Annotated in this window: 20 protein-coding genes and 2 pseudogenes; 11 read left to right on the top strand and 11 right to left on the bottom strand. The window is 42.4% G+C overall.

Features of this window, described 5'->3' with window-relative positions; genetic code table 11:
• Nucleotides 1–44: 44 nt before the first annotated feature.
• Nucleotides 45–1157 carry a cell division protein ZapE gene (zapE, locus tag J8Z28_RS14775; RefSeq protein WP_062566458.1) on the top strand — a complete coding sequence of 371 codons (1113 nt, stop codon included), beginning with the start codon at nt 45–47 and terminating at the stop codon, nt 1155–1157.
• A gap of 60 nt (nt 1158–1217) precedes the next feature.
• Here zapE and J8Z28_RS14770 read toward each other — a convergent pair whose 3' ends face one another.
• Nucleotides 1218–4238 (bottom strand): TonB-dependent receptor domain-containing protein, encoded by a 3021-nt coding sequence (locus J8Z28_RS14770; RefSeq protein ID WP_250659649.1) that lies wholly within the window; start codon nt 4236–4238, stop codon nt 1218–1220.
• 329 nt (nt 4239–4567) lie between these two features.
• Between J8Z28_RS14770 and J8Z28_RS14765 the strand changes: the two genes are divergently transcribed.
• Nucleotides 4568–6697 carry a winged helix-turn-helix domain-containing protein gene (locus J8Z28_RS14765; protein WP_062566456.1) on the top strand — a complete coding sequence of 710 codons (2130 nt, stop codon included), beginning with the start codon at nt 4568–4570 and terminating at the stop codon, nt 6695–6697.
• Here the strand turns inward: J8Z28_RS14765 and J8Z28_RS14760 are convergent, their stop codons facing one another.
• Complete coding sequence (locus tag J8Z28_RS14760) at nt 6698–7027, bottom strand: 5-carboxymethyl-2-hydroxymuconate Delta-isomerase (RefSeq protein ID WP_054560998.1); 330 nt, start codon at nt 7025–7027, stop codon at nt 6698–6700.
• Between the two features lie 109 nt (nt 7028–7136).
• Entirely contained in the window at nt 7137–7625 is a 489-nt protein-coding gene (locus J8Z28_RS14755) for an outer membrane beta-barrel protein (RefSeq protein ID WP_062566455.1), read from the bottom strand.
• A 103-nt stretch (nt 7626–7728) separates the two neighbouring features.
• Between J8Z28_RS14755 and J8Z28_RS14750 the strand changes: the two genes are divergently transcribed.
• From J8Z28_RS14750 to J8Z28_RS14715, 8 genes and pseudogenes are all read left to right on the top strand, one after another.
• Nucleotides 7729–8199, top strand: coding sequence for a CreA family protein (locus tag J8Z28_RS14750; RefSeq protein ID WP_055196731.1), 471 nt, complete (start codon nt 7729–7731; stop codon nt 8197–8199).
• Between the two features lie 3 nt (nt 8200–8202).
• Nucleotides 8203–8643 (top strand): annotated as a pseudogene (locus J8Z28_RS14745) (hypothetical protein); the annotation flags it as partial.
• A 79-nt stretch (nt 8644–8722) separates the two neighbouring features.
• The gene (locus tag J8Z28_RS14740; RefSeq protein WP_008113199.1) at nt 8723–9757 is read left to right on the top strand and encodes an IS110 family RNA-guided transposase; all 1035 of its coding nucleotides are present in this window, start codon (nt 8723–8725) and stop codon (nt 9755–9757) included.
• Between the two features lie 421 nt (nt 9758–10178).
• Nucleotides 10179–10520 (top strand): annotated as a pseudogene (locus J8Z28_RS14735) (hypothetical protein); the annotation flags it as partial.
• Between the two features lie 6 nt (nt 10521–10526).
• Nucleotides 10527–11147: a LysE family translocator gene (locus J8Z28_RS14730; RefSeq protein WP_054560994.1), complete on the top strand. Its 621-nt coding sequence runs from the start codon at nt 10527–10529 to the stop codon at nt 11145–11147.
• 7 nt (nt 11148–11154) lie between these two features.
• Entirely contained in the window at nt 11155–11670 is a 516-nt protein-coding gene (locus J8Z28_RS14725) for a gamma-glutamylcyclotransferase family protein (RefSeq protein ID WP_062566453.1), read from the top strand.
• Nucleotides 11667–13214 carry a serine hydrolase gene (locus tag J8Z28_RS14720; protein ID WP_062566452.1) on the top strand — a complete coding sequence of 516 codons (1548 nt, stop codon included), beginning with the start codon at nt 11667–11669 and terminating at the stop codon, nt 13212–13214. Before J8Z28_RS14725 ends, J8Z28_RS14720 begins: the two co-directional genes overlap by 4 nt.
• Nucleotides 13215–13282: 68 nt before the next feature.
• Nucleotides 13283–14203 (top strand): histone deacetylase family protein, encoded by a 921-nt coding sequence (locus tag J8Z28_RS14715; protein WP_062566451.1) that lies wholly within the window; start codon nt 13283–13285, stop codon nt 14201–14203.
• Here the strand turns inward: J8Z28_RS14715 and J8Z28_RS14710 are convergent.
• Nucleotides 14200–14493 (bottom strand): DUF4144 family protein, encoded by a 294-nt coding sequence (locus J8Z28_RS14710; RefSeq protein ID WP_062566450.1) that lies wholly within the window; start codon nt 14491–14493, stop codon nt 14200–14202. The two genes, J8Z28_RS14715 and J8Z28_RS14710, sit on opposite strands and share 4 nt — an antisense overlap.
• A gap of 78 nt (nt 14494–14571) precedes the next feature.
• On the opposite strand from J8Z28_RS14710, the gene J8Z28_RS14705 reads away from it, so the two are divergent.
• Entirely contained in the window at nt 14572–17076 is a 2505-nt protein-coding gene (locus J8Z28_RS14705; protein WP_062566449.1) for an EAL domain-containing protein, read from the top strand.
• On the opposite strand, the gene J8Z28_RS14700 is transcribed toward J8Z28_RS14705, so the two are convergent.
• The 7 genes from J8Z28_RS14700 to dusB all read right to left on the bottom strand — a co-directional run bounded on the left by J8Z28_RS14700 (nt 17073) and on the right by dusB (nt 25848).
• Nucleotides 17073–17882, bottom strand: a complete 810-nt coding sequence (locus J8Z28_RS14700) for a DUF2797 domain-containing protein (RefSeq protein WP_062566448.1) — start codon at nt 17880–17882, stop codon at nt 17073–17075. The genes J8Z28_RS14705 and J8Z28_RS14700 overlap by 4 nt on opposite strands.
• Before the next feature lie 46 nt (nt 17883–17928).
• A complete protein-coding gene (locus J8Z28_RS14695) occupies nt 17929–20427 on the bottom strand; it encodes an EAL domain-containing protein (protein WP_062566447.1) in 2499 nt (832 codons plus the stop codon).
• 94 nt (nt 20428–20521) lie between these two features.
• Nucleotides 20522–21808, bottom strand: a complete 1287-nt coding sequence (gene purD, locus J8Z28_RS14690) for a phosphoribosylamine--glycine ligase (protein WP_062566446.1) — start codon at nt 21806–21808, stop codon at nt 20522–20524.
• A 15-nt stretch (nt 21809–21823) separates the two neighbouring features.
• Nucleotides 21824–22645, bottom strand: a complete 822-nt coding sequence (locus J8Z28_RS14685; protein ID WP_058585847.1) for a class I SAM-dependent methyltransferase — start codon at nt 22643–22645, stop codon at nt 21824–21826.
• Between the two features lie 102 nt (nt 22646–22747).
• Entirely contained in the window at nt 22748–24334 is a 1587-nt protein-coding gene (purH, locus tag J8Z28_RS14680; protein ID WP_054551039.1) for a bifunctional phosphoribosylaminoimidazolecarboxamide formyltransferase/IMP cyclohydrolase, read from the bottom strand.
• A 230-nt stretch (nt 24335–24564) separates the two neighbouring features.
• Nucleotides 24565–24855: a DNA-binding transcriptional regulator Fis gene (gene fis, locus J8Z28_RS14675; protein ID WP_002957804.1), complete on the bottom strand. Its 291-nt coding sequence runs from the start codon at nt 24853–24855 to the stop codon at nt 24565–24567.
• 21 nt (nt 24856–24876) lie between these two features.
• Entirely contained in the window at nt 24877–25848 is a 972-nt protein-coding gene (dusB, locus tag J8Z28_RS14670) for a tRNA dihydrouridine synthase DusB (protein WP_054560983.1), read from the bottom strand.
• Nucleotides 25849–26109: the final 261 nt, after the last annotated feature.

Raw genomic sequence — 26109 nt, 5'->3', positions numbered from 1 at the left:
TAGTCGGCTACAATGGCGGCGAGTATAGCGGATACTAGTTACCTATGACAGTACAGCAAGGACAAATATTACAGCATTACCAAGCGCAAATAGCCAAAGGTGATTTGCAAGAAGACCGTGCCCAGCGCACAGCGATTAATGCTCTCGATAATCTAGCCACAGAATTAGCTGCACCAAGCCATTGGTGGCAAGGCGCTAAGCCAATAAAAGGGGTTTATTTATATGGCCCAGTAGGGCGTGGTAAATCTATGTTAATGGACGTGTTTTTCAAGCTTGTTAACACTGAAGCTAAACAGCGTTTGCACTTTCATCATTTTATGAAGCAAGTGCATGAGCGCTTAACTCAGCTGCAAGGGCAGAAAAATCCGCTGACGGTGATTGCTAAAGAGTGGGCAGAGCACATTCGCTTGATTTGTTTTGATGAGTTTTTTGTATCTGATATTGGTGATGCCATGATCTTAGGTGGCTTATTTAAAGCCTTGTTTGAGCAGCAAGTAGTGTTAGTGGCAACGTCAAACTGCCAACCGGAGCAGTTATATCGTAATGGTTTACAGCGAGCACGATTTTTACCCACTATCGATTTATTAAATGAGCATTGCCATGTTTTAAGTGTTGAAGGCGATACCGATCATCGCTTTCGCTTTGGCAAACAAACCGCACATTATTTTATTGGTAACAAAAAGGCGCTAACAGAGCGCTTTTTAAAGCACGAGCAAGCTATACAAAGGCAAACAACGATAGCGGTTTGCCACCGCGAGCTTAGCTGTGTAATGCAAGCTCAAGACGCCATTATGTTTGATTTTATGACGCTTTGCTCAGGACCTAGAAGCACCGCGGATTATATTTATTTGGCAGAGCGTTTTCAGCGCGTTTATTTACTCAATGTGCCGGTGATGGGGCGCGGAGCAACAGGTAAACAAATTGTGCATGGCATTGAAGATAGTTATCAGCGAGAAAAGCAGGATTTACAAGAACATTTTTTAGATGATGAAGCGCGGCGCTTTATTGCTTTAGTTGATGAGTTTTATGATCGCAGCCGATTACTGGTGATTTCGGCCGATGTGGGTATTAGCGATTTATATCAAGGCCAAAAACTGGCATTTGAATATGCGCGTACCGAGTCTCGGTTAGTTGGGATGCAAAGCTGGAAAAGATAAAAGGCGCAATAAAAATGCGCCTTTGATGTCAGCCTAGCTGGGGATCTTCATATGAAACGGTTAAAAGCTATATTGAGCACCTACATACACGTAGCGACCAGCACCACCGCCGTATGCGCTGTAGTAATTACCACGGCCATATGGATAAAAGTCACCTTTATTATCAAACACGTTATTCACACCACCGAATACGCGCAATTGGCTCTGTTCACCAAGTGACATGGTGTAAGACGCTGAAAGGCTGTGCTTTAAGAACGAACCATAATCTTGGTAGGCAAGTTTTTCTGGATTACTGATACAAGTATCTTCACCAGCCTCACAGCGGGCATCATTTTCGGCAACATACTCTTGATAATCTTCTTCAAGACTCTGGCTTGCTTTAAACGAGCCTAAGTAATTTGTACGCCAGCGAATACGCAAGTTATCGTTACGCCATGTAAGTGACATTGAGGCTTTATCTTTGCTGCTGCCGTAACCTGCGTAGTGACTGGTTACTAAGCTGCCATCAAGGCCTTCATAAGTTTGCGAGTTTTCGATTACATGGTTGTAATCTAGTTTAAACGATAACTGACCTAGGTTATCTAAGTCTAATTTGTACTGTGCAACCACATCATAACCACGTGCAGTTAGCTCATCGAGGTTATATTGACGCTGAAGAATTTTGATAATGTTACCTTCGCTATTACGGGTAATATCATTACAAAATACGGTGTCTTCACCCCATGCTGCTTCTGAGTCGTAACATTCACGCATGATGTTTTCATTGCTGATCTGCGAAATCGCATCAACAATAGCAATATCGTAGTAATCAACAGCAAGATTAAAGTTTTCTAAAAAGGCAGGAGCCACTGTCACACCAAAGGTATAAGTATCAGCGGTTTCTTCTTTTAGATTTTCGTTACCTGCCCCTGGAGAGTAACTGTTGTTCTCATCGCTAAATTCAAAGTTAGGATCAGCAGCAAGTTGCGCAGCTAACGTAGGTTCTTTGCGGCAGTTATCGTGACCTGCTTTAGTTGATGTTGCTGTTAAACCGTCACAAATATCATCATAGCTGTCGTAATCGCCACGCGGTGGTGACATAAGCTCAGTGATTGTGGGAGCACGTTGAGCGCGAGCGTAGTTTGCTCTAAATGCATAGCCTTCGATTGGTTCCCAAAATACACCTAGCTTGTAGCTGGCAACAGTGTTGACGTTTTCCATGCTGTAGTTAGCTAAACGTAATGAAGTTTCTGCGCTTAAATTTTTTGCTAAAGGAGCATCTTTTAAAAGTGGGATCGCAAGCTCTGCAAAGGCTTCATAGACCTCAACTTCACCATAAAAATTTGGTACATAGTTGAAGGTAATACCGCCTGCCTTCATGTCGTCGCTGGTTGATAGGTCTTGGCTGTCTTTACGGTATTCACCACCAAATACTGCGGATACTGAGCCTGCTGGTAATTCAAATAAATCACCCGCAACGTAGCCAACTACACCGTATTGTTCTATTTCGGTATCAATAATTGGGTTGGTACGGATCCAAGCAGCCATTTCTTCGGTGATAGAGCCCTCACCAAATAAGTTAATTGGCACACAGCCTTCAGCGCGAGCTGCTTCATCAATACATTGAATGGTGCCATCCGCTAATTCTTCTGCTTGCAAAGCTTGATTAAGTTTTACAGTATTTAATTCATTGCTACGAATTTGGTGTTGGGTAAAACGACCATAACTTGCAGATACATCCCAGTCCCACTCGTCGTTAAATAATGTGCCTTGGAGACCTGCCCAACTACGAATCGTTTTACGGGTATTATCAGTGCTAATATTCCCCACTTCACTGAAGCGGCGATCCCAATAAATACGATCTTTGTATGGGTTGGCATCGAGGATTTCTTGCGGAACATATGGGTTGTCGATAGGGATATAACCCGGTGCTACATCTGCAAGGGGCTCGCCAGTGGTCGGGTCATAACGCGGTACATACGCACCTTCGTATTCATCTTCAGGCGACTTATTGTTAAAAGAACCACTTTCACTGTATTGAACTTGCGCGTAGAACATTACATCGTCAGTTAAATCGTAATCAATTTTAACTGCAGCAGATACGTTATCGCTTGGTACATCAAGCATCACGTATTGCCTAGAATTCACACCGTAAATTTCTTCGTTGCCTTTCCAGTCATCACGTAGAGTTTGGCCGTCATACCAAAATTGCGTGTCGTTACGGCTGTTTTCTAAGAACACACCGCCAGGAATACCATCACTTTTGCTAACCCAATCAGCTTGTGTGATGTCACGCATACATTGATAACCGTCTTTTGTGAGCATCTGATTACACATTTGCTCATCGTCGTAGCGGTAAGAATCTTCGATTTGTGCGCGTTTACGATCGTAAAAAGTCATACCGAAATCACGGTCCCAGTTGGCACTGAAATAGGCGTAACCGCGATCTTCAGCAAACGAGGTACCGTAGTTTAAATCAAGGGTAAATTCTTTACCGCCGCCATCGGTGGTTTCACCTGTGTTCGCTTTAAAATCAAAGCCTTCTTTTTTGGATTGGGTGATAATATTCACCACACCTGCTACAGCATCGGCACCATAGGTTGCAGATGCACCACCACTGATTATTTCAACGCGCTCAACCATACCGCTCGGAATGGTATTTAAACTGACATAGTTGCCACTGTAGCTGTTTGAAACAACACGACGACCATCAATCAATGTTAGGGTACGGTTAGCGCCTAAATCTCGAAGCTGTACTGTCGATAAACCGGTCGCTGAAACACTTGATTGGCTGGTGGTATTACCTATGCTCTCGCTAAGAGCTGGCATGTTATCAACCAAAATGTCTGATAAGTTGGTTAAACCTGTATCGGCAATGGCTTCGCGGTCCATTGTGACCAGCGGTGTTGGAATTGAAAAGCTATCGCGTTTAATACGAGAACCCGTAACAACGATTTTTTCCGGCTCTTCAGTTTGTTCATTAGCTGCTGGAGTGGTGTTGGCAGGGCGGGCAATCTCAGCCTCATTGGCAAATGCATGTTGGCTAAAACCACTGGCAACAGCAAGTGCAATAGCACAAGGTTTGGTTAGTAGATTTCTCACAGGCGTTCCTAGTTGTTTTATTTTTAGTTTTTAGAACCAGAGTGATGCTCTTTTAAGGGCAGTTAAAATTTACAGTGAGCAACACTCTGGTTGGTCGGTATTGACGTAAAAATTTTTATAGAAATGTGAACCTAACTACAATCTTAGGTGGCTCGTTTATGTCTCTATTTTATATCTATTGAATATCTATTTATTTAAAATCAGCGAGTTAAGAAATGTTCATTGTTAACTGTTTTGCAACGTTAAAGCTGGTGAAAGGGCTGCTTTTACGATAAATTGATAGGGCTTTATACTGCTGTACTTCTAAAATGGGGTTTTATTTAGAGTAAATGGAAACATCTAATCGCGTTTATCAGCTGGGCTCATGTATTGTTAACCCACTCGAAAATAAACTGATCTGCAATGGTAGTGAACAGCTTTTGCAGCCTAAGTTTATTGAGTTGTTAGCTTGCTTAGTTGCGCGTTACCCCGAACCCATCACCCGTGAAGAGCTCATCAATAGTGTTTGGGAGGGCAATTTTTACGTGGGTGAAAAAGCCTTAACAAATGCAATTTGGCATTTACGAAAAGCATTTAAGGAACTCGATCCAGAACAAACTTACATAGAGACACTGCGTAAAACGGGTTATCGCGTTTTATTAAAGCCCGAGCCAATAGATACAGCCGATAAAGAAAACCCAGTGGGTTTTAGTATCACTACTGCACAAATACGCCAGCTGTTTGTGGCTTTGTGTGTCATTAGCTTGGTTGTGATGTATTGGTTGTTCTCTTCGCCTGTAAAGCAAACTAACTCAAGCTTTGTGCTACCGCTTAATAGTATCGAAAGCGTGACGGCAAGCCCTGGTCGTGAGATTTATCCTTCAATTTCTGATGATCAGCACTATTTGGTGTATTCATGGCGACAGCTTGGTAAACCAAATAACCTATATTTACGTGATTTACATTTTCCAGAGCACCCAGCAAAGCAATTAACGGACTCACCTTTTACAGAAGGGCGCTCTGTGTTTAGCCCAGATGCAAACACATTATATTATTACCGTATGGCGTCAGATGTTTGTGAAATTGTAAAACTCTCTTTGGTAAATGCCACCAGTGTCGTGCTAGGGGAGTGCAGTAATAACTATGCGCCTGATCTTGATATCAGTAGTGATGGTAAAACCTTGGCCTACATTGTTGATCATACAAGCAAGACAGGTGATTATGTCACTCGTATCAAACTGCTCGGTTTACAGGCAAAACAAACAAAAGAAACAGTTATTCCTTGTAATGATGACTGCGAAACTGTGTATGAGTCAGTGTCGTTTTCGCCAGATGCACAGCGAGTTGTGGTTACGCGTAATGTTAAAAACAACCAAAAAGCGCTGTTTTTAATAGATGTAAAAACAGGGCAAAGCCAACGGCTAACTCATGATTTTGTTGATATTCATGGTGTAGATTGGCATCCGTCTAAAGAGCAATTGGCGTTTAGTGCAGTTGAGGGCGGTAAACGTTATGGCTACTTCTTTGACATTAAGAATCAAACCCTAATCAACACGCAAATTGCGGGCATGAGTTCACCTAATTACAGTAGTGATGGTAGTGTTTATTACCATCAGTGGGATTTAGATAAGGTGATCACGCGTCTGAAAATAGACGAACAAGTGGCCAACTCGCCGTTTTCTATGTTGTCGACCAATTTTAGCTCGCTATTCCCTGAATATAATCAGCAGCAAAATAAACTACTGTATGTGTCCAATGAATCTGGCAGTTCACAGCTTTGGATTGTTAACCCTGATAGCAGCTCGCGAAAGCAGCTTACTGACTTTGCACATAACACGGGGGAAGTTCGTGATCCAACCTGGTCAGCCGATGGACGCTATATTTTGTTTTCATTGTATGACAATGGCAGTACCCGCTTATATATTTATGATTTCAAAGTAGAGCAAAGTCAGCAAATCAAACTGCCATTTAGTCATGCAATTAAACCCAAGTTTAGCGCTGATAGCCAGCATATTTTAGTTTCTGATGGTGACTACTTATATCGTTATGACTTAACAGGTAAAAGCCTAGGTAAAGCTGTTGAAGTGCCTGCGCAGTATGGCGTTGAAACACAATCAGGCGATATTTTATTTACCAACTCGCGCCATGCTATTTGGATAAAACATCATGATACGGGTGTTGAAGAAATGCTGGTGAACGATGTTAAGTTGGCGCGCAGTTATGCATGGTTGCTGGTGGCAAAGAACGCGTATCATGAGGGGCGTATTTATTATTATAAAGAACGCTTAGGTGATTACCGTATTAGCTACTATGACTTAGCAAGTAAGCAGCATCATGATTTAATTGCCTTACCGGAGCGAGCTTATAGTCGCTCATCGGGTTTGACCTACATACCCAATGAGCGTTGGCTAGTTTACACTGCGTACTTATCGCCTGAGATAGAAATCAAGCGCTTACCGGCAGCCTATTTGCCAAAGTAATTAACACTTACGGTAAATATCAGCATCCATATCGTAAATATTAACGCTTAAGCTATACGAGCGGCGGCAGTATGTTCTTAAGCAACTTAATAATTGCTCACTGAGCATTTGCTTTTGCTCTATGGTTCTGCCTGCCATGATTGATGCGCCGATGTGAATAAAGCCATCTTTGCCTTCACCTAATTCGTAATGCTGATAAGCAATTGCACGAGTCTTTATGGTCGAAAGCTCAAATAAGCCTGAGTCAAAAACGGCTTGGTGAACTTTTTCAACTAACACTTGTGGCAGAATTGGCAAGTCTTCTGAGTGTTCTATAACAATGTGCGGCATGGGGTCTTCCTTAAAAGCGGTAACTAAAACCGATGTTTGTCTGAAATTGGTTTAACACATCACCATCAAAGTGCCATAGACATTGGTCGTCTTCTGATGTTGGCAATGTTCACGATACGTTACTTGCATTATTTACAATAGTTGCCAGCCAGCGAGTTTCAACATAAACCCGTGCTTGTTCAGTAAATAAATAATCTGCGCCAGCATAAAGGCCAGAGGTAAAATATGTATCAGAGTCGGCAAAGTCAGTGTTGACGTGGTTTGCGCCAATTTGGGCACCAACAAAACCAACTATACGGTCAGCTAATGGCACTTCTACGGCACTTTGAAATAGCAGGTATTGCATCTCGACTTGCTTGTTGGTTTGGTCTTTCATATCAAGCTCGGTTGCTGAATAAAAGAACCCATAGCGAGCATTATCAATGGTTCTATCTAGGCTGACAGTAAAATGGCTGTCATCCTCAAGCTCAATTTTAAGGTTTTCTTCGGTTTGCACCGAGTTAGTAAAGTTTTTGCCGAAACCAGCGCTAATAGAGTAGTCAGCGTGAGCTGTACTACTTAAGAACATTAAACACAGTAAACCAAGCGATTTTTTCATTGTTTAGGTGCTCGTTGTTGAAGATATTTTGAGATAGTATTGAAACATAGCAAGCAAATCGTTGTAAACGGACAACTATCGCTTTTTAATAAGGAACACTAGGATGAAGTTACTAAAATTAGCTGCACTTACTGCGCCACTGATTTTGTTGAGCGGTTGCTCGGATGATGCTGCTTCGGTGAGTTTGGGGTTATTTACGACCAAAGATATTAAAGTGGTATCACAACAAGACCCGCTTATAAGCGGTGTTACTTGTCACATTAGCCATATTGAAGCGAACCTTGATTTTGCTGATCCATCCGATATGTCTATTGCCTGTCGTCAAACAGGCCCCATTACCGCTGACCAATTACAACAAATTGATCGCAGTAAATCGGGCGAAGTGGTATTTAAATCATCGAAAAGTATTTTGTTTAAATCGTTAAAAGTACGTCGTATTTATGATGCGCCAACACGCACACTTTTATATTTGTCTTATTCAACGAAAGAGTCGAGCGGTAGCCATCATCATGCTTTATCAACTGTGCCTCTTTACAATACGGATGCATGGCAATGGGCACAATCACAAGAGTAATTTATGTTAGCGTTATTTAAGTCAGCCCCACTTGTTGATGAGCAAGAGCAGCAGTGGTTAATCGATACCTTTTTATGGGCTGTTGAACACTTTGATAGTGAATATTTTTTAAAACACACACAAATCATTTTACCTAACGGGCAGTTCTTTCCGGATAGGGTGTCGAGCGTCAATGAAATGGCTGAAAAGGTATTTAGCCGAGTTGTTGATTATGCGGGGATGCAGGCGTGGCCAATTAACTTAGTTGCGCCATCTGGGCTTACACCGCAGGTGTTTCCGCATTTTGAATTTCAAGACAATTTACGCGGTAGCGAGGCGAGCTTAATTTTGCCGGCAAATCATCCGGTGAATATCTCCTTTAACCCGAACCAAATCAATCAACCGCAAGATTTAGTGGCAAGTTTTGCTGGTACCTTAGCGACCATTTTGATTCACCATGTGGGTGATGAGATGGACGCTCCCCTAAACGGCGTCAATGCGCCAAACTGGTTAACTCACACTCAGTTAAAAGGGAACGTCCGTCATGAAAATTAGCACATTATCAATTGATTTGGCAAAAAATGTATTCCAAGTCGCTGGCTTTAATTCTAACTATAAAAGAGAATGCAATAAACGTTTAAACAGAGCTAAACTCAACGCCTTCATGGCGAATACCCCTCCGTGCCGCGTGGTGATGGAAGCCTGTTATTCTTCCCACTACTGGGGAAGAGTATTTTCGTCTTACGGTCATACCGTTGACCTTATCCCTGCACAACACGTTACCCCCTTTGTTCGCGGTAATAAAAACGACAGTAACGATGCCCTTGCTATCTATGAAGCAAGCTTACGCCCTCATATTAAATTCGTTCCTATTAAAACCGAAGCTCAGCAAGAAATACTCATGCTCCATAAGATACGTGAGCGACTTCTGCAAAACAGGATTGCTGCAACCAACCAGTTACGCGGTTTATTGGTCGATTTTGGGTATGTATTTCCTGTCGGTATGAAGGCATTAGAGCAAGGGATAATTGCCTTAGAAAGTGATTCTGAGCTTCGCCCTCAGCTGCGCATAATGGTGAGTGATATTTACACTGAGTACAAAACCCTTGTTAAACGCATTAAAGCCATTGAAGCGATGCTTACTGCACACGTTGAACGGGATACAAACGCTAAAATACTTCACTCTATTCCTGGCGTGGGTGTACTCAATGCCTCGGCCTATGCAGCGTCAATCGGGAACGGTCAGGCATTTAAAAATGCAAAAGAGCTGGGCGTCTGGCTAGGATTAACTCCAAAACAATACGCGTCAGGCGATAAAAGTAAAATGTCTGGTATTACTAAGCGAGGTAACAGTTACCTGCGAAAACAACTTATTCACGGTGCTCGCGCCCTTATCGCCAGAAGCCACCATAAAACAGATGCGCTAAGCCAGTGGATAAACCAGTTGCGCGAGAAAAAACACTTTAATTGTGTGGTGGTCGCCACCGCACACAGATTGGCTCGACTGATGTGGATATTGCTGACCAAGCAAACTCTCTACTCTCCTCAGTATGTGCAGAATACACAAAAGGATGCTTAATTATGCGTATTTTACACACCAATCACACCCGAGTTTACGACTTAAGACAGCCTGGTTATGACATAGGTTTTAAAACCTGAGTGGGTGTTTGGGCACTTAAGTCGTAACATACGCTTATCCTGTATGTACTTCACTTATAATGAAACAAAAAGCGCACGCTAACCAAGGTTAACCAGATAAAGACACGAGATTAAATCTCGTTTGGGTGAATATTTTTTAGGTCCCTTGGTACGAAGCTCATTAGGAGCATGGCGCATGATAACCATGACACCATAGCTCGAATATATGTCAGTACCTTTGCTTTTCAGCAAGCTTGTGACGCATCATTACTGTGATATGAGATACATGATAATAAAATAAAGGCATCAATTTTGATGTTTATACATTAGCTCGTCTTGACTTCAAGGGAGCGTCCATATATGTCTTACCTCCTGGCGGTAAAGAGTACTTACCGCAAGCAAGCGATGCGTTGGCATGCTATTTAGGCTTTGGGGTGATGATGAGTAATACGGTGTATCAATTTAAAGGTGGCTGCGGCTGCGGTTATAACCCTTATGCCAATCGCCAAGCAGCGCTGACTGAGCCACAAACGCTATTTATGCATGCGCTGGTTACGCATTTTAAAGGGGACAATCAGTCGAAGAAGTTTTTAAAACCCCATTTACGCAGCCAATATAAAAAAGCGCAAAAGCAAATTAAAGCATTGGTGAGTGACAGTGCAAATCCGTTGTTATTAGCATTAGATGAACAAGCAGTAGGGTAATATTGAGTGCAGTATTTAGATGAGTTTTTATTGATAGCCATAGCTCACTTTTTTGCGGTAGCAAGCCCAGGTCCTGACTTTGCAATTGTACTCAAGCAAAGTATTCAACAAGGTCGTAAAAATGCGCTTTGGACCAGTGCTGGGGTTGGTGCGGCTATTTTGCTGCATATTGCTTATTGTGTATTAGGTGTGGCATTAATTTTATCCCAGTCACCTAGCTTATTTATGGCTTTAAAATACCTTGCAGGGGCTTATTTGGCATACTTGGGTGTGCAAGCTTTACGAAGCGCAAAACCTAGCGATAGTAAACAGCAAACCCTTGCCCCTGCTGAGCCTGAATCTGTGTATAAAGCATTTCGACGCGGTTTTTTTACCAATGCCCTTAATCCCAAAGCAACACTGTTTTTTATGTCGTTGTTTACTCTTGTAATAAGCCCTGAAACACCTGTTGTAGTGCAGGCTGGTTATGGCGTGTATATGGCAATGGCGACTTGGCTATGGTTTTCATTTTTATCATTGGTGTTATCAAAAGCATCAGTGCGAGCATTTTTCTTAAAAAGCGGATACTGGTTTGATAGAGGCATTGGCGTGATCTTAATTGCCTTAGCTATTCGCGTTGTTGTGTGAGGTAAGTATGGCGCTATATAACTTTTCATTTGGTTCAAATATGTCATCGAGCAGATTGCTGGCAAGGTTACCTGAAGCAAAGCGGGTAGGCACAGCTATTTTAAAAGGCTATGAACTGACGTTTGATATGGTAAGTACCGACGGCTCTGCAAAGTGTAGCGTGCGCAAAACAGATCAGGCAGATGCCTTGGTATATGGTGTTGTGTATCAGTTAAACGAAGCTGAAAAGTCGATTCTTGATGATATCGAAGGGCCGCGTTATGACTGTGTAGATATCACCGTTGAACTACTAGATGGCGAGCAACTTGCTGCCCATTGTTATATCGCTAACACCTTAGATGAGTCTTTACTGCCATTCGACTGGTATCTTCAGCATGTTCATCGCGGAGCGCTTGAAGCAGGTGTACCAAATCATTACAGTGAAGCAATACTCGCAAGACCAAGTTGCGATGATCCAGATAAAACTCGGGCAGCGAAAGAGTTCGCTATTCACAACAATAAAAATCACCTAGGGATATTATGATATTTCGTAAATTAGCCGTTGCAGCGGCGCTGTTATCGAGCTGTTCGTTTTACAGTTATGCCGATATTGATACTAAAAAAATTGAAAAAGTAATCGAAACGTCAATGGCACGTTTTGACGTACCGGGTATGGCTGTAGCGATTGTTGAAAATGATCAGGTCGTGTTAGCAAAAGGTTTTGGTGTATCTCACCTTGATACCGGTAAAAAAGTAAATAAAGACACCTTATTCGGTATCGCGTCAAACACCAAAGCATTTACCGCAGCAGCGTTAGCTAAATTAATTGATGAAGGTAAGCTTAGCTGGGATGACAAAGTAATTGATCATCTTCCTGAGTTTCGTCTGTATGACCCTTACGTAACACGTGAAATGACCATTCGCGATTTATTAAGCCACCGTAGCGGTTTGGGTTTAGGGCAAGGCGATTTAATGATTTGGCCAGATACTGACAAATCGATTGATGAAATTATCGCAGGGCTAAAATACTTAAAACCAGCGAGTAGCTTTCGTAGTAAATATGCCTATAACAACTTAATGTTTGTGACTGCAGGTGAAGTGGTAGCCCGTGTATCTGGCATGAGCTGGAATGATTACATCGAGAAAAATATTCTTCAGCCACTTGATATGAAAAACTCACGCGCAGGTTTTTCACGTATTCCTAGTAGCAATAAAAACTGGGCGACGGGTCATATTCCAATGGATGGCCAACTACACCCATTTTTTGTGAACTACCTTGAAGATTTCCGTGGCGCTGGTGCGATTGCATCAAGCGTAAGCGATATGAGCCAATGGCTACGCACGCAGCTTGCACATGGCAAAATGCCAAATGGCCAGCAGTTATTCACTGAAAAGCAACAGCAACAAATGTGGCACCCGCACATTACGTCAATGGCATCAAAAAGTGCTTATGAAGCTTACCACCAACAATTTAGAGGTTATGGTTTAGGCTGGAGCATTGAAGATTTCCACGGCATTAAAAAGCTAGGCCATGGTGGTGGTATTTTAGGTATGGTGTCTCAAGTGACATTATTACCAGAGAAAAACCTCGGTATTGTTATTCTGAGTAACCAGCAAGCGTTTAGTGCGCTCTCTGCAGTGACCTATGAAGTATTAGAAGATGCATTAGATCTTGAAGATAAAGACTGGGTTGAAGATCTTGCTAAAAAGCACTTTGAAGGTAAAAAAGAAGCTTACGCAAACGCAAAACCAGAAACACCTGCTGATTATCAAGCGAAACTACCAAACATCAACTACACAGGCACTCTGCACGATAACTGGTATGGTGATGTGGTAATCGAGGAGTTAAATGGTCAGCTACGTATTGATTTTACTCATACAAAGCGTTTGAAAGGTCAGCTTGAGCATTACACGGGCAATACGTTTATTGTGAAGTGGGATGAAAAGTTACTCGAAGCAGATGCTTACATTGAGTTTCAAATGAGCCCAGATAACCGAGTGAGTAGTGCAAAAATGCGCGCTGTCTCAATGGCGGTGACAGACTTTAGTTTTGACTTTAGGAATTTAGATTTACGCGCTAAAAAGTAAACCAAAGTCGCAAAGCCACCGTTAGGTGGCTTTGTTATACTGGGGGAAAATAATTCAAGGAGCGTATTATGAGAACGGCAGTTATCTCACATCCATTTTGTCGTAAACATAAAATGATTGAGGATCACCCCGAATGCCCCGCGCGTTTAGATGTGATCACCGACCGCTTGCTAGCAAGTGGTGTTGATATAGCAATTACTCACTTACAAGCTCCTAAAGCCAGCCGCGACGACTTTTTACTTGCTCATGATGAACCTTTGGTAAGCCATGTAGAGCAAACAATTCCCGATGAAGGGCTTGCTGAATTAGACGGCGACACTTGGTTGTGCCCAGATTCAATGAAAGCAATTGAACGAGCCGTTGGTGCTGGATTACTCGCCGTTGATGAAATTCTTGCTGATAAACTGGATGCTGCATTTTGCTCGGTTAGACCACCAGGGCATCATGCAAACCGTAGCACCTCTGCAGGGTTTTGCGTTTTTAATAACCTAGCCATTGCCGTGAAATACGCGCAAAGCAAAGGTGTTAAACGTATCGCTATTTTGGACTTTGATGTACACCACGGTAATGGCACGCAAGATATCTTTTTAGATGATGACAATGTGTTGTTTTGCTCTTTGTTTCAACACCCTTTTTACCCAAATACCGCCGTTGAAAATAACGCGACTTTAGTTAACTCACCGCTGCCAATTGCCAGTGATGGTAATGACTTAAAAGCAGTTTACCTTGAGCAGTGGCTACCAAAACTCAATGAATTTAAACCTGAACTGTTGTTTATTAGTGCAGGTTTTGATGCTCATCTTGAAGATGACATGGCAAGCCTGAAGTTTGTTGAAGACGATTACGCATGGCTAACCACACAATTAGCTGAATTTTGTCAGCAGCAAGATTGCAAAGGGATTATCTCTTATCTTGAAGGGGGTTATGCTTTATCAGCCCTTGGCCGTAGTGCCGTTGCGCACATTAAAGCGCTGGTGGATGCGCCTTAATCTGCCAGCATCGCAAAGGCTTGCGTTGGTGTAAGCCGAGTAACCTTACTTAAACAGCATACTCCCTCTTGTGCTAGGTGCTCAGTCACTCTATTAGCAAGCTCTAAATCAGTTAATGCTTTCACGCTTTCTCCCTGCAAGTTGACATAGTGCCCTGTTGCCAAAAGTAGCATCGCTTCTTGTTGCTGCTCTTCACTTAAGCCATATAAAAAGCTTTCTATATCGGCTTCGTCTTCAACTAATGCTAATTCATGGTCTGAAAAAATAATCTTAGGAAATGATGAGTGCATTTATTGTCCTGTGTCAAAGTTGCATAGGTTGAAATGATTATAATTGCCAATTCATGTAAGAACTAGGAAAGTCGACTTATGAATCAACCAAGACGACATCAAAAGGTGAGTGATGTCTTTTCGCAAAAGTTGGTATCGTGTCCTGCGCATACGCCTTTGGTCGATGCGGTGAGGTTGATGCATGTTCACAATGTGACGGCTATTTTTATTAAGCATGAGCAGTCTGTTGTTGGTATTTGGACGGAAGCTGATTGTTTGAAAATTGACATCAGCAGCCCGCTCTATAAGAACCTTGCCATTCACGAGGTCATGTCGGCGCCTGTTATTACAGTGCCAAATCAATGCTCAGTCAGTGATGCAACCCTGCGTTTTCAACAGCATGGCATTCGTCATTTATTGGTAATGGATAGCGAAAATCAGCCTGCGGGTATGTTGAACTTATCTGATATTGTGCATAACCAAGGTTTGGACCACTACTTACAATTTCGGCCTATTCATGAGCAGTATCGCACTGACCTAGAGATAGTTGATGCGCAAACCCCGATAGAAGAGGTTGTGCAACTGATGCGCGCAGGCCGCCTTGATAGTGTACTGGTTTATAACCGAGAGCTTGAACTGCACGGTATTATTACTCAGCGTGATATTGTTGAGCTGATCATTCAAACCGAGTGGCTAAATCCTTGTTGGCAATATGCTAGCTACCCGTTAATTGAAATTGATTGTGAAAGCAGTTTATTTGATGCGTATCGCACTATGACAGAGCGTAATGTGCGTCATTTAGTGGTCAGAGATGATGAAATTTGCGGGGTTATATCTTTTGCTGATTTGATCACAGAGATTGAGTCAGCTTATTGCTGCGAGCTTGAACGAGCCATAGAGCAGCGTGATATTGCCTTGCAAAAATCACAACGTAACTTGTTTTTAGCAAATAAAATTATTGATGCCTCACTCGATGGCATTATGTTAACCCGTAAAGACGGCACGATTATTCAAGTTAACCCTGCTTTTACTAAACTGACCGGCTTTGCTGAGCATGAAGTAATTGGTAAGCGTCCCAATATTTTAAGCTCGACAAAACACAGCCGTTCGTTTTATCAAAAAATGTGGCATGCCATTGAATACGAAGGGGTCTGGCAAGGGGAGATCTGCAATTGCAAAAAAGATGGTGAAGAGTTTGTAGAGTGGCTCACCATTATCCAGATTAAAGACCCTAACTTTGATGAAGTGCTTTATGCGGCAATTTTTAGCGACATTACAGAGCGTAAACGTGCAGAAGAAAAAATTGCCCAGCTCGCCTATTACGATGAGCTAACAGGCCTGCCTAATCGGCGCTTATTTCATGACAGACTCTCTATTGCGCTGAGTTCTGCCAAACGAAACCATGATCTATTAGCAGTGATGTTTATCGACTTAGACCGCTTTAAAGAGGTTAACGATAGCTTAGGGCATGACGCTGGTGATAACTTATTGCAGCAAGTAGCAGAGCGTATTTTATCAATTCTTCCTGAAGGGGATACTCTTGCGCGCTTAGGTGGCGATGAGTTTGTTCTGCTATGCGAAGTAAATCGGGTTGAAACACTGCTCAACTTTGCCGAACAAGTCTTGCAGCAGGTGAGTATGCCGCTTGCTATTAACGAGCATGTGGTTGCAATTACAGCTTCTATTGGCGCTGCGGTTTACCCTGATGATGGCGTAGATAGCGCTACACTGCTTAAGCATGCAGATATTGCTATGTACCGTGCTAAAGAAGTGGGACGTAATTCATTTCAATTATTCAAACCTGCGATGAATGCACGCTCTTTAGAGCGATTGGCAATGATGAGCCGATTACAAAACGCCATAGAAAGCGATGAGTTTGAGCTTTATTTCCAACCTAAGCAGGAGTTAAATTCAGGCAAAATTTTAGGGGTAGAGGCTCTCTTACGTTGGCATGAGCCAAACCTTGGAGTGATTTCACCTGCTAAGTTTATCCCTCTTGCTGAAGAACTTGGCCTAATTGTGAAACTTGATTTATGGGTTATCGAGCAGGCTTGTATAGAGTTAGAAAAATGGCAGCAACAAGGCATTGAAGCAGGGCGCTTGGCAATTAATATTTCGGCTAATCACTTACGTCAGGGACAATTAGCATCGAATGTTGAACGCTTACTTGAGCGTTACGATGTAGACCCATACAAGCTTGAAGTAGAGCTTACTGAAAGCTGTTTTATCAGCCACTTTAGTGAAGCTAAACAAGAGTTACTCGCGCTTAAAAAGCTAGGTGTGCATATTACGTTAGATGACTTTGGCACGGGCTATTCGGCTTTAAGTTACTTAACTAAACTGCCAATTGATACGTTAAAAATAGATGCCAGCTTTATCGCAAAAGTGCCAGATGAATACGGAAATAGTGAAATTGTTACGGCGATTATTAGCCTTGCGAAAAGCTTGAGTATTCATGTTGTCGCAGAAGGGGTAGAGAAGGTAGAGCAGTTAAATTACTTACGTTCACTTAACTGCGATACCATTCAAGGCTATTACTTTTGCCGCCCAATAGCGAAGCAGCAATGGTATGATTTTTATCTCAATAGCGAAAAAAGTGCTTAACCTAAGCTAATTTCGTAAGAAGTGAACTTACGAATATTAATGACGCCAGTATCAAAAATTAAGTACTGGCCTTTAATGCCTTTTAAAATACCTGATACTTCTGGTGCTTTATCAAAATTGAAAGAGCTGATTTTGCTTGGGTATTCACTTACTGGGTAGTCTAGCTCAACTACATCTTCATCGAGCTTTTCAATGGCTGTTGCGCCAAATAGCTCTGCAAGTTCACTTAACTTAGCATCAATTTGTGGGATCAACTCTGCAGCAGCAGCTTTTAAATCAATTGCTTCAGATTGACCTTTTAGCATGTTTCGCCAATTGGTTTTATCAGCAATAAACTCGGCTAAGGCAACCTCAACTAAACCCGATTGAAGACGGGTTTGTACTTTAAAGATAGGTAAAGCTTGCGTCGCACCTTGGTCAATCCAGCGTGTAGGAATTTGAGTATGGCGGGTAATACCTACTTTTAGGCCTGAAGTGTTGGCTAAATACACGTAATGCGGGATCATGCAGTTTTCTTCACCCCACTGTGGCTCACGACAGGTGCCCTTATCAAAGTGGCACGTTTCAGGTTTCATGATACACATGTCACAGCTAGCCAGTTTGCGCATACAAACAAAACAGTGGCCTTGAGAGTAGCTTTTCTTGGTTTTCTTACCACAGTTACAGCAAAAAATATTGCCGGTAAAAGTCAGTGTGAGCGGCTTACCAATATAGTCATTTAATGAAACTAGCTCATCACCGATAGGTAATTGATATTCGACAGGAGAGGTCAGTGTCGACTTTAATTTTCTGATCGTACCTTGCATCTTTACATGGCCCCTAAAGATGTTAAAAAGGGCAGTGTAACACGGCCTATTTAAATTGTGAGGCAATAAAGCTTAGATACTCATTAATCGGTACCGCTTTGCTGTAATAATAGCCTTGCCCTTGATCTGCGCCCATCTTGATCAGCATTTTTTCTGTTTCTTGGTCTTCAATGCCTTCGATAGTGATATTCATATCAAGGTTATGAGCCATATCAATAGCCGTTTTTACCACTACCTGGTTGGTGGTGTTATTCACTAAATCAAGAATAAAGCTCTTATCGACTTTAATCGTGCTAAATGAATAATTTACTAAGTAGTTTAACGATGAGTAACCGGTACCAAAATCATCGAGTACCACCTTGCTACCGAGTTTATTAAGTTCGCTGATAAAGCTGACCATTTCATCATGGTTTTTGATAAGCGCAAATTCAGTCAATTCAAACTTTAACTGATCCGCAGTAATGCCATGCTTTAAAATGGTGTTTTCGACTTTTTCGACAAGCTTAGGGATAGCTAGATTCTTGGCACTTAAATTAACGCTAATGGTATGCTCGCGATAGCCTTGTCGATTAAGCTGGGCAGCAGCTAGGCAAGCCTGATCAATCACCCATAAGCTCAACTCGTTAATTAAACCAGTACGTTCAGCCAATAAAATGAGTTGCTCAATGTCCAGGTATTTACCCGCTGTAGGCCAGCGTAACAATGCCTCTGCGCCACAGATAGCACCATTGCGTAAATTAATAATGGGCTGTAAGTAAATGGCTAAGGTATTGCTTCGCATTGCTTGTTGTAACTCAGCGGCAAGGCTGACATCCATATCGATATGCGGTGTGTTAAAGTCGATGTTTTGCTGCTTTTGTGACAACCCTAAGTAGCCACGTTGTAGCCAAATATCAAAGCCATCATCACTCACTGGCTCAGTAATGCTATAGCGGTAGTAAAGCTGCAGGTCTAAGCCTGCCACTTTATATTGCTTAGGCAGCTGTTTGCATAAGTTGCTAAGCTCTTGGTGAAGCTCTGCTTGTGATTGAATTTTGGTAGAAATAAAAGCCAGTACACCATTGCCTAAGTCAGCCACTTTTGGACTGTTATCTAGCGCTGACTCTAAATTAATAAATTGCCTATTCTTATTAATTTGATGCTCTAAAGATTGAGCCACAGTGATAATTATTTGGCTGCTTTGGCTTGGCTTTAGAATGCTCATTAGGGCATTAAATTGCTCGATTTTCACTAAGCAAAGGTTAGCGAGTCTATGCTCCGAGGTAATCGCCATATAGGCTTGTTTGAGCATTGCTTGGTTGAGTAGCTCAGTTTGTTGGGTATGGGTTGCATGATACAGCGCTTTTTCACGTTGATAACGAACGCGATCTGCCAACGCCATTGCCATGAGCACAATCTCACAGAGAATAGCGACTAAAAATATGTGCCTAACTGCAAAGCTATAAGGAATAAAGCCCGTTAGTTCTAAAGGCTGAATGGCAGCGCCTACAATCAGTGGCACCCACGACATGACATAAAATTTTGCCCACCGAAAACCGCTCACCAACTTTTTGTAAATCATGCAAATACATAGAATGTATAACGGCACCATGATGGCAAAAAAGATTTTTGAAGAATGGTATTCCAGCATAAAAAAGCTGATAAGACTGAGGCTAAACAGCAGGGCTAAAAAGCTGATACTGAGCTTGTATAAGCGGCAATTGTCTTTATGGTAGCGTAAGAACATAGTGCAAAACGCCACGGTGAAAAATGCAATCGCGTAGTTACTGAACACCACTTGCTCATTAAAAAAGATTTGCCACGATAACGGCCATAAGTAAAAACCAAAGCCGAGCACTGAGCCCATAAGTAACAGTGCTGAGATGATGTAGCCTATATAAATAAGGTAGACGCGGTCACGGATCCCTAAAAATAATACCAAGTTATACAGGGCAGCCATGATCAGCACACCAATGAAGATCCCCCAAATTCCTGATTGCGAACGTAGTAGATCTTGAAACTCTTTTTCACCATAAATATTAATAGGTGTTTTGCTAATACCCACCGTATCTATTTTTATAATGAGGGATGTTTGCTCATAGCCCTGCATTGTAAGCATGCTATGCGGTGTACTGTACTGAAACAAACTAAGACCAGATACTTTATCACCCAGCTCGGTTGTATCTATAAGCTGCCCCTTATCATCAACATGATAAACGCTAAGATAATCAACCATAGGGTTATCAAAGTGAATCGCCAGCTCCACAGGCTTTGCTTGACGGTTTTCTAAATCAAGCTTTAACCAATAATCTTGCGCCGCTAAATCCCACTCAACATCTTTAAAAGGGCGCTGTTTAAGTTTGTCTGGTTCAGCTAAAAACTGCTCGAGAGTCAGCGCTTTACTACTATCTATTCGATAAGCTGTATTACTGTAGATGGGGGCTGTTTTATCTATAGTGTAGCGGGTAGGGCTGGCTAAATGTGCAGCTAGGGTAGCAATGATAAAAAACAAAATTGTCAGAATAAGAAATGAAACAAAGTTATATTTCAGTGCTTTATTATTCAAAATTAGTTCTTTATCTAGGTAAATGTTCTTAACAGTGTAGCATTAAAAAAGCGCAGATAAACTGCGCTTTTTTCAGAATTAGACTGGTTTGACCTTAATTCTGTTCGCGAGCAATAGCACGGTAAGCGATATCAGTACGATATTCCATGCCTTCCCAGCTGATTTCATCAACTAGTTTATAAGCACGTTGTTGCGCTTCGGTTACTGTGTTGCCAAGTGCCGTAGCACAAAGTACACGACCGCCAGCAGTTACAACGTTTTCGCCATCTTGCTTAGTCCCTGCGTGGAATACTTTCTCACCTTCAGGGTAAGTAACTTGCAAGCCGCTGATTGCATCACCTTTCGGGTAGCTATCTGGGTAGCCTTTAGCTGCTAATACAACACCGACTGCTGCACGTGGGTCGAACTCGATTGCTGTTTTATCTAGTTCTTCACGGTTAGCCGCTTCGATAAGTTCAACAAGGTCAGACTTAAGACGAAGCATCATAGGTTGTGTTTCAGGGTCGCCAAAACGACAGTTGTATTCGATTACTTTTGGCGTACCATCAGCGGTGATCATTAAACCTGCGTATAAGAAACCTGTGTAAGGGTGGCCTTCTTTTGCCATACCTTCAACCGTTGGGTTGATCACTTCGTTCATAATACGTTGGTGAATTTCATCAGTCACCACTGGAGCCGGTGAGTATGCACCCATGCCACCAGTGTTTGGACCTTGGTCACCGTTGTAAGCGCGTTTGTGGTCTTGGCTAGTTGCGAATGGCAGTACGTTTTTGCCATCAACCATCACGATGAAAGAGGCTTCTTCGCCTTCTAAGAACTCTTCGATAACTACACGGCTACCCGCTTCACCGAAGCTGTTGCCTGCAAGCATATCGCGGATAGCTTCTTCAGCTTCAAGCTCTGTCATCGCAACGATAACGCCTTTACCAGCTGCTAAGCCATCAGCTTTAACAACAATTGGCGCACCTTTTTCTTTTAGGTAAGCAAGTGCAGGGTCGATTTGTTCAAACGTTTGGTAATCAGCTGTTGGAATGTCGTGACGTGCTAAGAAGTCTTTAGTGAATGACTTAGAGCCTTCTAGCTGTGCAGCACCTGCTGTTGGGCCAAAGATAGCTAGACCGTTTTCACGGAAAGTATCAACGACACCTAAAACAAGCGGTACTTCTGGACCAACAATAGTTAACTCAACGTTGTTTTCTTTAGCAAAAGTAACTAAACCTGCCAGGTCTTCAACGTTGATAGCAACGTTTTCAAGTTTTGGCTCTAGTGCAGTACCTGCGTTACCTGGAGCAACGAAAACGGTGTTTACTTTAGTATTTTGTGCAGCCTTAAACGCAAGAGCGTGTTCGCGGCCGCCACTGCCGATGACAAGTACATTCATGGCGTATAATCCTATTTATAGCGGTTTTTTAAACTTCAGCGTCATACGATCACTTTCACCAATCGCTTTATATTTAGCAGCATCTTTTTCGTCAAGTGCTAAACGCGGTGGTAGTGTCCACACCCCTTTAGGGTGATCCGCTGTATCAAGAGGGTTTGCATTAATGTCACTGCTTGCCACTAGTTCAAAGCCAGCTTGCTTTGCAATTTCAATTACATAGCTTTGCTTCATATAACCTGATGATTTCTGATCTTCATCGCTGCGCGCTTCAGGTAGGCGGTGTTCAACCACACCTAAAGTGCCGCCTGGTTTAAGTGCTTTATAAAATGCTTTAAACGCACTTAACGCGCCTTCTTTATCTTTACCCATGTACCAGTTGTGTACATTTCTAAATGTTAAGACAAGATCTGCGCTACCCGCTGGTGCAATATCAAGATGTGTTACTGGCGCAAATTCAGTTAGTTTAACTTCACTGAAGCGTGCGTCATCGCTCATCTTTTTCTTAAAACCAGCTAATGAACGTTGGTAATAACCCACCTCAGAATCAGCAGGGAAATGTGCCGCGTAGTAAACACCATGGCCTTTTACAGCTGGCGCAAGAATTTCGCTATACCAGCCACCGCCCGGTGCAATTTCAACAACTGTCATGTTTGGCTTAAAGCCAAAGAACTCAAGTGTCTCAACTGGATGGCGATATTTATCACGTGCGCTATTTTTAGCATCACGTTCGCTTGATTGCACAGCTTGTGTAAGCGCTGATTCATGAGAATGGCTTAAAGCCTGTGCTGATGTCAGTGCAAGGCTGGCAACGAGTAACGATTTTACGGCAAATTTCATCATCTGTTCCTTCATTATATGGGTAATTATTATTATTAATCAGAATACGTGAATTTGTGGCAAACAAAAAGGGTTAAGCTATGTGCTTAACCCTTTATGTGATTAGTGGCGGAAATGGCGCATACCTGTAAATACCATTGCCATACCAGCTTCGTCAGCTGCAGCGATAACTTCTTCATCGCGCATTGAACCACCTGGTTGAATAACTGCTGTGATGCCAGCCTCTGCTGCTGCATCAATACCGTCACGGAATGGGAAGAATGCATCCGATGCCATAACTGAACCTTTTACTTCAAGGTTTTCGTCAGCAGCTTTGATACCAGCAATTTTCGCTGAGTAAACGCGGCTCATTTGACCTGCACCTACACCAATTGTCATACCGTCACGTGCATAAACAATTGCGTTAGACTTAACGAATTTAGCTACTTTCCAGCAGAATAATAAATCTTTTAATTCTTGCTCAGTTGGTTGACGCTTAGATACAACCTTAAGGTCGCCTTGCGTTACCATGCCTAGGTCGCGGTCTTGAACTAGAATACCGCCATTAACACGCTTGATGTCGTGACCTGTTGCATTACCCGTCCATTCACCACATTCTAATAAACGAACATTTTGCTTAGCAGATACGATTTGTGCAGCGGCTTCAGATACTTTAGGTGCAATGATAACTTCAACGAATTGACGAGCAACAATTGCTTCAGCTGTGTCTGCATCAAGCTCTTTGTTGAATGCGATGATGCCACCAAATGCTGATGTAGGGTCAGTTTTGAATGCGCGATCATAGGCTTCAAGAATGTTGTCACCAATTGACACACCACAAGGGTTCGCATGTTTTACGATAACACACGCTGGTACGTCGAATTCTTTTACACACTCTAATGCTGCGTCAGTGTCAGCAATGTTGTTGTAAGAAAGTGCTTTACCTTGCAGTTGAACTGCAGTCGCAACAGATGCTTCAGTTAGGTCGTTTTCAACATAAAAAGCAGCGTCTTGGTGTGAGTTCTCACCGTAGCGCATATCTTGCTTTTTAGTGAACTGCATGTTGATAGTACGTGGGAATTTAGTCTCTTCAGCAGCTTCCTCTGTGTAGTCAGGAACCATTTTGCCGAAGTAGTTTGCAATCATGCCATCGTACTGAGCTGTGTGCTCGTAAGCAGCAATAGCTAGATCAAAACGTGTTTTATAAGTTGTTGAACCGTTGTTGCTTTGCATTTCGCTGATCACACGGTCGTAATCTTTTGCATTAACTACGATAGTTACGTCTTTATGGTTTTTCGCCGCAGCGCGAACCATAGTTGGACCACCGATATCGATGTTTTCAATCGCATCTTCTAGGCTGCAGTCTTCTTTCGCAACAGTGTTTGCGAAGGGGTATAAGTTAACTACAACGATATCGATAGCAGAGATGTTGTTCTCGCTCATTACGTCTTCATCTTGACCGCGACGCGCTAAGATGCCGCCGTGAATTTTTGGATGAAGTGTTTTTACGCGACCATCCATGATCTCAGGGTGACCAGTATGGTCAGATACTTCAGTGACTTTGATGCCGTTATCAGCAAGTAATTTGCAAGTACCGCCAGTTGATAAAATATCCACGCCTTGTGCTTCAAGAGCGCGAGCAAATTCAACGATACCGGTTTTATCTGACACACTTAATAGTGCGCGACGAATTGGACGATGTGTATCCATTGTAGTTTTGATTACCTCAATGTTTGAGCTAGCTTAGAAAGGCGGTATTTTAACTGAATCTGCTTTAAAAAACGACGTTTAAAGCGTGAGGATTTTGCATAGTTTTTAACAGCTATAAAAAAAGCACCCTAAGGTGCTTTTTTCAAATAACTTATTACCAGTTACTATGAAGCTGTAAGCAATTATAACGATGGCTCGTTAAACTGATTACGGATTCAATATAACGGGTATTAGTTCATGCCGTACTTTTTAAGTTTCTTACGTAAAGTACCACGGTTGATACCTAGTAAGATTGCAGCACGAGTTTGGTTACCACGCGTGTACGTCATTACTTCTTCAAGTAATGGTGCTTCTAGCTCAGAAAGAACAAGGTCGTATACGTCTTGTACGTCTTGACCATTAAGTTGCTTTAAGTAGTGATGAACAGCTTTTTTCACTGCATCACGCAACGGCTGTGGTTTCTCGTGTGACTGTACATGAGGGTTTGTGATAAATGGAGAAGTCACGTTTTGTTCGAACATCGTTATATGTCTCTTTCTTTCTTAGTTAGCTGCTAGTGTTTTAAAGTATTCTTCTAATGCGTCGACTTGTGCCTGTGGGTTATCTAACGCATTAAATACTCGCCTAAACTGACCGTCACTGTCATGGGTTTGCAAATACCAAGATACATGCTTTCGAGCGATACGCGCTCCCATTGGCTCCCCGTAAAACTGATGAAGATTGTCTAAATGCTCCATCAAAATGCTGCGCACTTCTGAAATTTCAGGTGCTGGCAAATGTTCTCCAGTTCGCAAATAGTGGTCTATCTCCCTAAAAATCCAAGGGCGACCTTGGGCGGCTCGACCAATCATAATGGCATCTGCACCCGTATAATCCAAAACCTGCTTTGCTTTTTCTGGTGAAGTAATATCACCATTGGCAACGACAGGGATAGACACTGAACGTTTAATATCCCTAATTGTGGCGTACTCTGCTTCACCTTTATACATACATGCGCGCGTTCGCCCGTGTACTGCCAGTGAGGCAATGCCATAACGTTCAGCTATTCTCGCAATCTCGACACCATTACGGTTATCCTGATCCCATCCGGTACGGATTTTTAAAGTGACAGGGACATCGACAGCATTAACAACGGCATCGAGTATCTCTTGTACTAATTCAGGAAACTGTAATAAGGCAGAGCCTGCGAGTTTCTTATTCACTTTTTTAGCTGGGCACCCCATATTGATATCTATGATCTGTGCACCATTGCTGACATTGAATTGTGCTGCCTGTGCCATAAGCTCAGGATCGGCTCCGGCGATTTGCACCGAACGAATTCCCGACTCACCGCTGTGATCCATACGGTTCATCGATTTTTCAGTTTTCCATACTTTCGGGTTTGACGAGAGCATTTCAGAAACAGCAAGGCCCGCACCTAAGCGACGGCAAAGTTGTCTAAATGGTCTGTCTGTAATGCCTGCCATTGGCGCGACAATTACATTGTTCTCAAGTTGGTATGAACCGATACGCACTGTTATTCAATTGGCCTCTTTTCAAGGGGCGCTAAGTTTACGGCTTTTTTTACAAAAATCAAAGGCTATAAATTGAACAAAAGTGACTTTTTTTTGCCCTTTTCGTATTGACTTTTGATAACAGTTTGACGGGTAGGTTGATTTGTTTGATATTTGAACAGAAAAATTTTTTACTCACAAAAAAGTGAGAAACTACTAACTGTAAAAATAAGGTAAAGCCTGTTAAATACTGGCTTTACCTATTATGTTTGAGTAAATACT

This window comes from Pseudoalteromonas sp. SCSIO 43088 (assembly GCF_023650795.1).
Taxonomy (GTDB): domain Bacteria; phylum Pseudomonadota; class Gammaproteobacteria; order Enterobacterales; family Alteromonadaceae; genus Pseudoalteromonas; species Pseudoalteromonas shioyasakiensis.
Note: the sequence above shows the minus strand (reverse complement) of the source record. Positions and strands in the feature narration are given on the sequence as shown.